The 9,245-nt window shown below is 67.7% G+C and carries 10 protein-coding genes and 1 pseudogene; 6 read left to right on the top strand and 5 right to left on the bottom strand.

The features are described from left to right. Window positions 1–342: pseudogene (locus tag G3N92_RS26615) on the bottom strand (MFS transporter); the annotation flags it as partial. A gap of 103 nt (window positions 343–445) precedes the next feature. Here G3N92_RS26615 and soxR point away from each other — a divergent pair. Next, entirely contained in the window at window positions 446–895 is a 450-nt protein-coding gene (soxR, locus tag G3N92_RS26610) for a redox-sensitive transcriptional activator SoxR (protein ID WP_206130574.1), read from the top strand. Window positions 896–966: 71 nt separating this feature from the next. On the opposite strand, the gene G3N92_RS26605 is transcribed toward soxR, so the two are convergent. Continuing rightward, on the bottom strand, window positions 967–3,234 hold the full coding sequence (locus G3N92_RS26605) for a phospholipase C, phosphocholine-specific (protein ID WP_206130573.1): 2,268 nt from the start codon (window positions 3,232–3,234) through the stop codon (window positions 967–969). Window positions 3,235–3,265: 31 nt separating this feature from the next. Next, the gene (locus G3N92_RS26600) at window positions 3,266–3,430 is read right to left on the bottom strand and encodes a hypothetical protein (protein ID WP_206130572.1); all 165 of its coding nucleotides are present in this window, start codon (window positions 3,428–3,430) and stop codon (window positions 3,266–3,268) included. Window positions 3,431–3,790: 360 nt separating this feature from the next. Here G3N92_RS26600 and G3N92_RS26595 point away from each other — a divergent pair, with 360 nt between their 5' ends. Together G3N92_RS26595 and G3N92_RS26590 are read left to right on the top strand one after the other, a co-directional pair. Then, window positions 3,791–4,444 (top strand): YukJ family protein, encoded by a 654-nt coding sequence (locus tag G3N92_RS26595; protein WP_206130571.1) that lies wholly within the window; start codon window positions 3,791–3,793, stop codon window positions 4,442–4,444. Between the two features lie 82 nt (window positions 4,445–4,526). Further along, on the top strand, window positions 4,527–4,859 hold the full coding sequence (locus tag G3N92_RS26590) for a hypothetical protein (protein ID WP_206130570.1): 333 nt from the start codon (window positions 4,527–4,529) through the stop codon (window positions 4,857–4,859). Window positions 4,860–4,863: 4 nt separating this feature from the next. Here the strand turns inward: G3N92_RS26590 and G3N92_RS26585 are convergent, their stop codons facing one another. Further along, window positions 4,864–5,736 carry a hypothetical protein gene (locus G3N92_RS26585; RefSeq protein WP_206130569.1) on the bottom strand — a complete coding sequence of 291 codons (873 nt, stop codon included), beginning with the start codon at window positions 5,734–5,736 and terminating at the stop codon, window positions 4,864–4,866. Window positions 5,737–5,910: 174 nt separating this feature from the next. Between G3N92_RS26585 and G3N92_RS26580 the strand changes: the two genes are divergently transcribed. The 3 genes from G3N92_RS26580 (at window position 5,911) to G3N92_RS26570 (ending at window position 8,024) form a co-directional block, all read left to right on the top strand. Continuing rightward, the gene (locus G3N92_RS26580; RefSeq protein ID WP_206130568.1) at window positions 5,911–6,339 is read left to right on the top strand and encodes an ACT domain-containing protein; all 429 of its coding nucleotides are present in this window, start codon (window positions 5,911–5,913) and stop codon (window positions 6,337–6,339) included. After that, window positions 6,336–6,980, top strand: a complete 645-nt coding sequence (locus tag G3N92_RS26575; protein ID WP_206130567.1) for a glutathione S-transferase C-terminal domain-containing protein — start codon at window positions 6,336–6,338, stop codon at window positions 6,978–6,980. The genes G3N92_RS26580 and G3N92_RS26575 overlap by 4 nt, the downstream gene beginning before the upstream one ends. A gap of 171 nt (window positions 6,981–7,151) precedes the next feature. After that, entirely contained in the window at window positions 7,152–8,024 is an 873-nt protein-coding gene (locus tag G3N92_RS26570) for a hypothetical protein (RefSeq protein ID WP_206130566.1), read from the top strand. Between the two features lie 154 nt (window positions 8,025–8,178). Here G3N92_RS26570 and G3N92_RS26565 read toward each other — a convergent pair. Further along, a partial coding sequence (locus G3N92_RS26565) for an ABC transporter permease subunit (RefSeq protein ID WP_206130565.1) occupies window positions 8,179–9,245 on the bottom strand: 1,067 nt, incomplete at its 5' end.

The following is a 9,245-nucleotide window of genomic DNA, read 5'->3' as shown; positions in this document are numbered from 1 at the left end:
CGCGGCGAACGCCAGCGCCGACAGCGCATAGGCGCGGCGCGGCCCCAGCCGCTTCAGCAGGCCGGCCGCGAGCGCCGAGCCGGCGATCGACGCGACGATGAAGATCGTGGTGCTCCACGAATACAGATCGAGCCCGCCGATGTCGCGCACCACGCTCGGCAGCACGGTGGCCACCACATAGACGCTCATCGCATGCAGCGCCACGCCGCCCGCCAGCGCGAGCGAGCGCAGGCCGTTCGCGCCCGAGCACAGCGCGCCCCAGCCGGTGCCGGCCGATTGGGCGGCGTGCGCTGAAGGCGCCGCCGCTGCCGTTGCCGCTGCAAATTCTTCCCGCTTACCCATGGGTTCTCCCGTTGCTGGTTCGATCGAGGCCGGCAAGCGTGCTTGCTCCGGCCAACGGCATCGTTTATAAAACCTCATGTTTAGTTGAGGTCAAGGGGCGAGCATGAGTATCGACGTCAAGCAGCCGCTGTCGGTGGGCGACGTGGCGCGCCGCAGCGGCGTGAGCGTTGCGACGATTCATTTCTACGAAGCGAAGGGATTGATTCACGGCTGGCGCAGCGAAGGCAACCAGCGCCGCTATGCGCGCGACGTGCTGCGCCGCATCGCGATCGTGCGGATCGCGCAGCGCGCCGGCATGCCGCTCGCGGCGATCAAATCGGCGCTCGATGCGTTGCCGGCCGGGCGCAAGCTGACGGTGCGCGACTGGCGGCGGCTCTCCACCGCGTGGCGCGACGAATTGAGCGAGCGGATCGATCAGTTGACCAAACTGCGCGATCAACTGGGCGGCTGCATCGGCTGCGGGTGCCTGTCGATGCGCGACTGCCCGCTGCGCAATCCGGACGACCGGCTCGGCGAGGCGATGCAGGGCGCGGCCCTGCTCGACGGCAAATAAGCAGGATGACGTAATGAAACGAGGCGGGCCGGCGATGTGTTGCCGGCCCGCCTCGTCGATGCACGCAAGGTTCAGCCGGCGCTGCCCATCGCCGGATCGGAGACCGAATCCTTGCCGGTTTCGATGCGCCCCGCGAAGCGGCGGCGGAACGTCGTGGACGTGCTGCTGCTGACCGTGAAGTCGTACCAGTTGCCGCTGCTCGCCACGGCCCAGCTCAGTTCGCCCGAGGCGTTGGCGGCCACGTTCAGCGTCCACGGGCCATCGCCGCGGTAGGCGTTCGCGGCCACCGTGAAGGTGACGGGCTGGCTGCCGCGGTTGAACAGCTTGACGATCACGCTCGACGTATCGCAGGGCTGATAGCAGACCTGAATTTCCGGATTGACGCCCGCGCCCAGTTCGCCGAGGTTGCCGACGTATTCGCGGTGATAGCCGTTCGGCCCGAGCACCCAGAGGTCGTAGCTGCCGTTGTCGGCCGCATCGGGCACCCACACGCCGCTCAGCGATTTGCCGGCCTGCACCGCGTAGCGGCGCGGCACGCGATCGAGATGCAGCCGGTCGTACACATGGAACACCGCGCCCGTGGCGTTGCTGCTGGCGTTCGCGAATTCGAGCGTGATGCCGGCGGCGGCCGGATGCGCCGTGGTGTGCAGCTCGTAGGGCAGCGCACGCGACGGCCGTGTGCCGGTGGCCTGCGCGGGCAGCGCCGAGGTGGCGGTGGCGGCCGGCACCGGGATCGCGCTGGCGGCGGCCTGCGACGCGGCCAGCGAATCCGCGCTCACCTTGGTGGTGCGGCCCGACAGCGTGGGCAGCGTGCCGTCGTTCGGCGACACGAAGTTGAAGCACGAGCTGAGGTCGCCGCAGATCGCGCGGCGATACGCGCTGATCTGCGGCTCGGCCACGCCGAAGCGCTTCTCGAGAAACATCAGCGTCGAGGTGTGATCGAACACCTGCGAATTGACGAAGCCGCCGCGGCTCCACGGCGAGATCACCCACATCGGCACGCGCGGCCCCGGCCCGTACGGGCGGCCGTCGATCGCGGGCTGATTGCTGGTGGCCGGCGTGAAGTTGTGATATTCCGGCGCCATGTCCGCATCGGCCAGCGTGCTGCCGCCGGCCAGCGTGCCGTCGGCGTTGTGCGACGGCGCGCTCGGCGGCGGCAGGTGATCGAAGAAGCCGTCGTTCTCGTCGTAGTTCACGAGCAGCACCGTCTTGCTCCACACGTCCGGGTTCGCGGTCAGCGCGTCGAGCACTTCCTGCACGTACCAGCCGCCCTGCGTCGGGCTCGACGGCCCCGGGTGCTCGCTGTAGTACGACGGCGGAATGATCCACGAGACGGCCGGCAGCGTGCCGTTCTGGATATCGTCGCGGAACGTTTCGAGGAAGCCTTGCGGCATGGTGTTGCCGAAGCCCTTGGCGAGCGGGCTCAGCGCGTCGTCGATGGCCGGATCGTAGAACGGGCCGGCCGCCGTCACCGACTGGTTGATGTCCACGGTCGAGACATACACCGGGCGGCGCGCGGCCGGCATCTGCTCGATCGCGGCGCGCCAGTGGCGAAATCCCATCATCTCGTTGCAGCCGAAATTGTCGACCAGGCTCTGATAGACCTTCCAGCTCACGCCGGCCGACTGCAGGCGATCGGCGTAGGTGGTCCAGGTCCAGCCCGAGGTGGACGGGCCGATGTCGTTGCCGCCGTTGAACTCGTTGTTCAGCGCCGCCACGCCCACGTTGCTGCCGTCGGCCGGGCTCTTGCCGTTCGGGCCGTTGGTGCCGCTCCAGTAGAACAGGCGGTTCGCGATGGTGCCGGTGTGCATGCCGCAGTGATACGAATCGCACAGCGTGAACGCGTCGGCCAGCGCGCGGTGGAACGGCACTTCGGGCGTTTCGTAGTAGCCGAGCGAGAGCGGCGTTTTCGCGGTCGGCCAGGCCGACATGCGGCCGTTGTCCCAGGCCGCCTGCGCATCGTTCCAGGTGTGCGGCGTGCTGCCCGCGCGCAGCGCGTTGCCCTGCGTCTCGTCGAGGTGATACGGCGCGAGCAGGCTGGTCACGCTCGATTTCGTATAGCTCTGGTGGAAGATGTTCGCCGCGTTCGGCGACGGAATCGCGAAGCGGTCGCCGTAGCCGCGCACGCCGCGGAACGTGCCGAAATAGCTGTCGAACGAGCGGTTTTCGAGCATCAGCAGCACGACGTGCTGGACGTCGTTGAGCGTGCCGGTGACGTTGTTCGCGTCGATCGCGAGCGCGCGCCGGATCGCCGGCGGAAACGCGGACAGCGTGGCGGCGGCCGCGGCGCTGCCGAGCGAGGTTTTCAGGAACCGGCGTTTCGAAGAACTGAATGTCATGCGGAAGGCTTCCGGGTGAAGGTGGGGCGGCTCAGGGAGCCGGTGCGCAGTGGCGGGTCGAGCAGGCAGCCGCGCCCGCGCCGCTGGACGGCGCGGTGTGCGGCGCATCGTCGTTGCCGCCGCAGGCGGCGAGCAGCGTCGCGCACAGCAGCGCGGCGCCGAGCCATGAAGTGCCGGTGATCGAAAGGCGAGCCATTGTTGTTGTGATCCCAGGGACAGCGATGGAAACGGAGGGAACGCGCCGGCCGGACGGTTCCACGTTGCGAGGACAGGGCCTGAATCCGCTGCCGACTGTAGGCTTCGTTTTTGGCAGGAATGTGAAGCCGATTGCAAGCATCGCAGTCAAGTGTGCGGATGAGAACGTTGCCGCGCGCGCAGATCGATGTGTAATGCCGAAAATTTCCGATATTTATTCGATGCGCGGTAGTGCTTACCGATTCGCGAAGCCAGGCGAATCGATGCGCGCGCAAGCATGACGAAACCTGCAACTCGCGTGTCGCAAAACTGTCAGTCGCAGGCGGCAGAATCCGTTCACCCACTGACGACAGGATCCCCCATGTCACTGAACTATGGCTTGCTCAAAGGCACCGTTGCCGGACATCTTCGCGATGCAGACGACGATCACTACCAGATCCTCGTGCATGCCGGCGACGAAGTGTTTCGTATCGCCGTGAACGTGAGATCGTCGGCGCCGCACGCGCCGTCCACCGTGCTGTTCGAATCGCGCGCCGTGCTGCCCGACACGTTGACCTCGCAACTGACCGCCGCCGCCACCGGCTTCACGAAGCTCGCCAGCAAGCCGGACGGCCTCGCGATCGATTTCGTGCGCAGCGGGCTGGTGGACACCTCGGCGATGGTGCCGGTGCCGCCCGACGCACCGGGCCAGAACAACGATCTGAAGGATCGTCTCGAAAGCGCGGTGGTCAAGGCGATGGAGCAGGCCGGCTCGGAAGTGTTCGCGTTCGGCTCGAAGTGGGGCCCGGAAACCAAGCCGGACCAGTATTTCAAGTTCGTGCCGGGCCAGGGCATCCACGACATCCACATGAACCAGGGCAATTCGGGTTCCTATCGCAAGGACAACGGTGTTTACCAGGATGGCTGCCTGATGCTGCGCTATCCGGACGGCACCTGGCTCGCCGTGTTCCTCGCGTTCCAGTCGCAAACCTTCGATACCGACGATCACGGCAACCCGGCGCACGGCGGCCACTGATCGCGCTCCCGGATCGCGTCGGGCTTGCCTGACGCGATTCAGCGCCTACACTGGATAACTTCCTCGTGTATCCGGGTGGGCCATGAAAATCGATTTCTACGCGGATCCGGTGGATGTGGACGCAATCTGCCGCGATCTCGAGAACGGCGAAGTCACCGTGATCGACACGACGCGGCCGCATTTCCGCGATCTGCACGACGCGGTCAGCCCGCTGATGCGCGGTTCGGCGATCCTGCCGCTGTCGGTGCGCGACGCCCATGGCGTCTGGCACGGCTATCTGCTCAACGGCGATTGCCAGCCGGCCTCGCTCGACGAGGTCGACGCGCGCGTGGCGCACGCCATCGCGCTGTGGCAGGCGGCCGGGCGGCCCACGCCGTATCGGGTGGCGGCGGCGCGCCAGGGGGCCGAGCGTTGATGCGTTATTTCTGATCGGCCGGAATCGCGTCGTCGCTCTTGATCCAGCCTTCGATGCGGCCCGCGCGCGGGTTGTGGAAGCGCACCTGCAGCCAGGCGGCGTCGGCGCTGGCGCCGATCAGGTCGAGCGTGTCGTCCTGCACCACGTAGCGGCGGGTCGGCCCGTCGCGCGGGCTGTCGTGCAGCGGCAGCTTCGGCACGGCCACCTTGAGGCCGACCGCGCCGCCGCCATACGCCTGGGGCCGGCTGCCGATCACCTTGCCGAGCGCGTCGTAGGTCAGCAGCACCGAGGCCGGGCCGCCGTCCGCCGCCGGGCCTTCCACGATCGACGTCTGCAGGCCCATCGGCAGATCCTGGCTGCTCTGATAGAGATACAGCGTGCCGTCGGCGCGATAGCGATAGGCGTCGCTGTACCACACCGGGCCGCTGCGGCACGAGCTGTAGAGCGTGCGCTCGGCCGGCTTCGCCTCGAGATTCGTCAAATCGCCGCAACTGCCTTGCCGCGCCTTGCCCGACGGCGCGCGCAACCGCGTGAAGCGGCGCGCGGCCGGATCGTACAGATAGACCTGGTACGCGTCGTTGACCATGCCCTGCGTGAGCGTGACGGCCACGTCGCGATGGCCGTCGAAGTTGTAATCGCCGAGCGCATATTCGAATTTTCCTTCGCCGTCGCCGAGGTCGCCGTCGAGCACGAGCGTCTGCGTGACGTTGCCGGGCGAGATCCGCACGCGGATATGGGTGTCGTCGAGGCGCGTGAGCGTGGCCGTGGTGCCGGCGTCGACGCGGTAGGTCATGACGGGCTCCACCGCCATTGCCGCCGGGGCGGCGCAGCCGGCGGCCAGCAGCGCGGCCAGCGCTTTCGATTCGAACCTGCTCATGGATGGGTACCCCGGAATGATCGGTGCGATGCGGACGGCATCGTTGCGGCGGCGAGCATGACACGGCGTGCGCCGCGCCGCAACGCCGCCGCAACGTCGTTGCGTTCGGCAGCGCTTCGCATTTCGATGCATCATGTCGGGCCGCCTTGACAAGCGCCACCTGGAGCCCTGGACATGCCTGCCCCCCGCGTCGGCCAGACCGACCTGCAACAACTGCTGACCGGCATCGATCCGGCGCTCGACGACGAGATCTACACGTTCTGCACCGTGACGCGCGACGCGCGCGGCGCGCACAGCACCCCGGCCGACTGCATCTGCACGTTCGACGAGCGCGAAGGGCGCACGCTGATCCTGCCGCTCGACAGCGCTCGCCGCGGCGGGCTCGATCACCTTGGCGAATGGGCGAAGATCACGCTGCAGATCCATTCGTCGCTCGAAGCGGTCGGCTTCATCGCGACCATCGCCACCGCGCTCGCGCACGACGGCATCAGCGCCAACGTGATGTCGGGCTATTACCACGATCACGTGTTCGTGCCGTGGGCCCGGCGTCACGACGCCGTCGACGCGATCCGCCGCGTCGCGCTCGAAGCCGGCGCGGCATGACCCTTTTCCACGAGAACGACACGATGCTGAAGATCATGACCGATGCCACCTCGCCGTTCGGCCGCAAGGTGGTGGTGGCCGCGTGCGAGCGCCATCTCGCGGTGCGCGAGGTATTCGTCGACATGAAGGCGCCCGAGGCGCTTGGGCCGTTCAATCCGCTCTGGCAGATTCCGGCGCTGGTGCTGTCGGATACCGCCGGGCTGTACGACAGCATGGCGATCCTGATCCACCTCGATTCGTTGCACGCGCAAGCACCGCTGGTACGCACCGGCGACGCGGCCGCGCTGTCGATGCTGGGCCTTGCCGACGGCCTGATGGAAGCGGTGCTCGCGCGCCGCGTGGAATCGGTGCGCGATCTGCCGCGCCAGGAGCCGGCCTATCTCGCCAGGCTCGAGGCGCGCATCGAGCGCGCGCTCGACGTGCTGGCCGCGCGGCTCGGCGAACTGCAGCCCGATCCGGGCGGCGTGCCCTCGGGCACGCAGATCGCGGTGGCCGTGGCGCTCGATTACGTGGATTTCCGCTATGGCCGCCAATGGCGCGACACGCGCGCCGCGCTCGGCGCATGGCTCGAACCTTGGGCGGCGCGCCCGGCGATGGCGGCCACCGCGCCCGGTGTGCGGGAGCCGTTCGTCAGCGCCTGACTTGTCGCGGCGCGCAAGCGTCGCGAGCCATGCGTGCATGCCGTGAGATCGCGCGCGCACCGCGCGATCAACCGACATCTCCGCTTCACTGCCGCGTCATTTCGGATTGCTAATTTAGTGGGGCTTCGCCGCATGGCGAAGCGTTGTATCCATCCACTCATGAGCACCTAAATGACAAAGATCAGATTGCATCATGCGGCGGCGCTGGCGTTGTTTGCCGCGTCCCAGTTCGCCCATGCCGGCACGCCGAGCGTCGGCAGCCGCGAATACAAGGTTCTGCTGAACCCGGTTGCGTTTCAAAGCGCGCCGGCCGATACGGCGAACCGCTTCCTCACCGACCTCAAGGCTTCGCTGGCCGCCAACGGCTTCGACAGCACCGTCAAGAAGTCGTTTTCCGCGCACCACGATCGCACCGTGCAGTATTTCGACACGGCGAACAGCTGCGCCGTGCGCACGGCCGGCTATTCGATGCGCAAGCGCAACGAGAGCGGCACCCTCGACATCGAGCTGAAGTTCGGTTCCGCCAATCAAAGCACGTCGGCCAACACCGACGTGACCGGCAGCTCGTCGAAGGCCACCACCAAGCTGGAAGACGACATCACGCCGCCGGCCAAGGAAACCTTCTCGCACTCGACCAGCGAGCCGCTGTCCAGCTCGAAGAACATCAACAAGGTCAGCGACATCAAGGATCTGTTTCCCACCACCAAGACGTTCGACGGCATCGCCAGCACGGCGCTGGTGCCCGTCAGCGGCCTGTCGATCCACGAGCTGACGTTCGACGGCCCGACCAGCGATCTCGGCCAGGAAGACGCTGATTTCACGATGACGGTGTGGTACGCGAACGGTTCGAGCACGCCGGCGCTGGCCGAGATCTCGTTCGAGGTCGATGTGAACGACGACGGCGTGTTCACCGACAAGGTCACGTCGCGCTCGCAACTGATCTTCAACACGATCCAGGGCATGACGAACTGGGTGCAGTCGCCGAGCTCGACCAAGACCGCCTGGGTCTATCAATATCAGCCGTCGTTCTGCAGCGGCCAATAAGCTTCGAACCCGGCACGACGCCGATTGCCGCGCCGCGACGAGACATCGTCCGGCGCGGTTTTTCATTCGGTATCCGGAACGATGCGGCGAAAAAAAACGAACCGGCCGAAACCGGTTCGCCTTGTTCCGCACGGCGCGGCCGAGCCGCCATCGCTCAATGCAGCGTATCGAGCTTGCGCGTCCAGCGCGACGCGAGCCCCAGCAGCACGCCGCTGATCGCGAGCATCAGCGTGCCCATCGCCATGCCGTCGCCGATCGAGCCTTGCTCGAACTGCTGCCAGATGAACACCGAGGCCGTCTGCACGCCGCTCGGCGCGAGCAGCAGCGACGTCACCAGCTCGCGCGAGGCCACCGCGAACACGATCATCATCGAGGCGGCCAGCGGCGGCGCGACGAGCGGCAGCACGATGCGCAGCAGCACGCGAGCCTGCGTCGCGCCATGCACGCGCGCGGCCGCTTCGAGGCTGCCGCCGATCTGCCGCAGCGCGGCGCTCGCGTAACGCACCGGGTAGGGCAGCAGCAGGCACGCATACGACAGCAGCAGGATCACCCACGTGTTGTACGGCGTGACCGGCCAGAACGGCAGGTTCCAGGCGAGGATCAGGCCCACGCCGATCACGATGCCGGGCATCGCGTGCGGCAGCAGCGTCAGCCCGTCGAGCGCGGCGCGGCCCGGCGTGCGCGTCTTGACCACCACCCACGCCGCGAGGAAGCCGAGCACGCCGGTGAGCAGCGCGGTGCCGGCCGCCAGCGCGAGGCTGGTGGTCAGCGCGCCCGCGCCGTCGCCGGCCGAGGTGATCGCGGTGAAATGCGCGAGCGTCAGGTTGGCGACGCTGAGGCCGCCCGACAGCGTGCGCAGGAACGCGGTGGCGACGATGGTGGCGATCGGCGCGACCGTGGTGCCGAGCGCCACGAGCGCGAACAGCGCCACAATCGGCGCGCGCCAGCGGCCCGCTTCGGCCGGTTCGACGGCCACCGGCTTGCCCGTTTGCGTGTCGAAATCGCGGCCCGCGAGCAGGCGGCGCTGCGCAACGAACGCCGCCATCGCCGTGACTGCCAGCAGCGCCGACAGCACGGCCGCGCCGGGCAGGTCGATCGGCCAGTCGGAGAAACGCGCCTCGATCGACGTGACGAGCAGGCTGAAGTTCGCGCGCGCGCCGAGCGCCGACGGAATCCCGAACTCCTCGATCGCCATCGTGAACGCGAGCAGCGCGCTCGCGA

The sequence above is a fragment of the Burkholderia sp. Ac-20379 genome (assembly GCF_017104645.1).
GTDB lineage: Bacteria > Pseudomonadota > Gammaproteobacteria > Burkholderiales > Burkholderiaceae > Burkholderia.
The sequence above is the reverse complement of the archived record's forward strand: the minus strand, read 5'-3'. Positions and strand labels throughout refer to the sequence as shown.

Bases quoted from the DNA above. Each gene is read 5' to 3' on its own strand.
- soxR (WP_206130574.1), top strand. From the start codon at position 446: ATGAGTATCGACGTCAAGCAGCCGCTGTCGGTGGGCGACGTGGCGCGC.
- G3N92_RS26605 (WP_206130573.1), bottom strand. From the start codon at position 3,234: ATGACATTCAGTTCTTCGAAACGCCGGTTCCTGAAAACCTCGCTCGGC.
- G3N92_RS26600 (WP_206130572.1), bottom strand. From the start codon at position 3,430: ATGGCTCGCCTTTCGATCACCGGCACTTCATGGCTCGGCGCCGCGCTG.
- G3N92_RS26595 (WP_206130571.1), top strand. From the start codon at position 3,791: ATGTCACTGAACTATGGCTTGCTCAAAGGCACCGTTGCCGGACATCTT.
- G3N92_RS26590 (WP_206130570.1), top strand. From the start codon at position 4,527: ATGAAAATCGATTTCTACGCGGATCCGGTGGATGTGGACGCAATCTGC.
- G3N92_RS26585 (WP_206130569.1), bottom strand. From the start codon at position 5,736: ATGAGCAGGTTCGAATCGAAAGCGCTGGCCGCGCTGCTGGCCGCCGGC.
- G3N92_RS26580 (WP_206130568.1), top strand. From the start codon at position 5,911: ATGCCTGCCCCCCGCGTCGGCCAGACCGACCTGCAACAACTGCTGACC.
- G3N92_RS26575 (WP_206130567.1), top strand. From the start codon at position 6,336: ATGACCCTTTTCCACGAGAACGACACGATGCTGAAGATCATGACCGAT.
- G3N92_RS26570 (WP_206130566.1), top strand. From the start codon at position 7,152: ATGACAAAGATCAGATTGCATCATGCGGCGGCGCTGGCGTTGTTTGCC.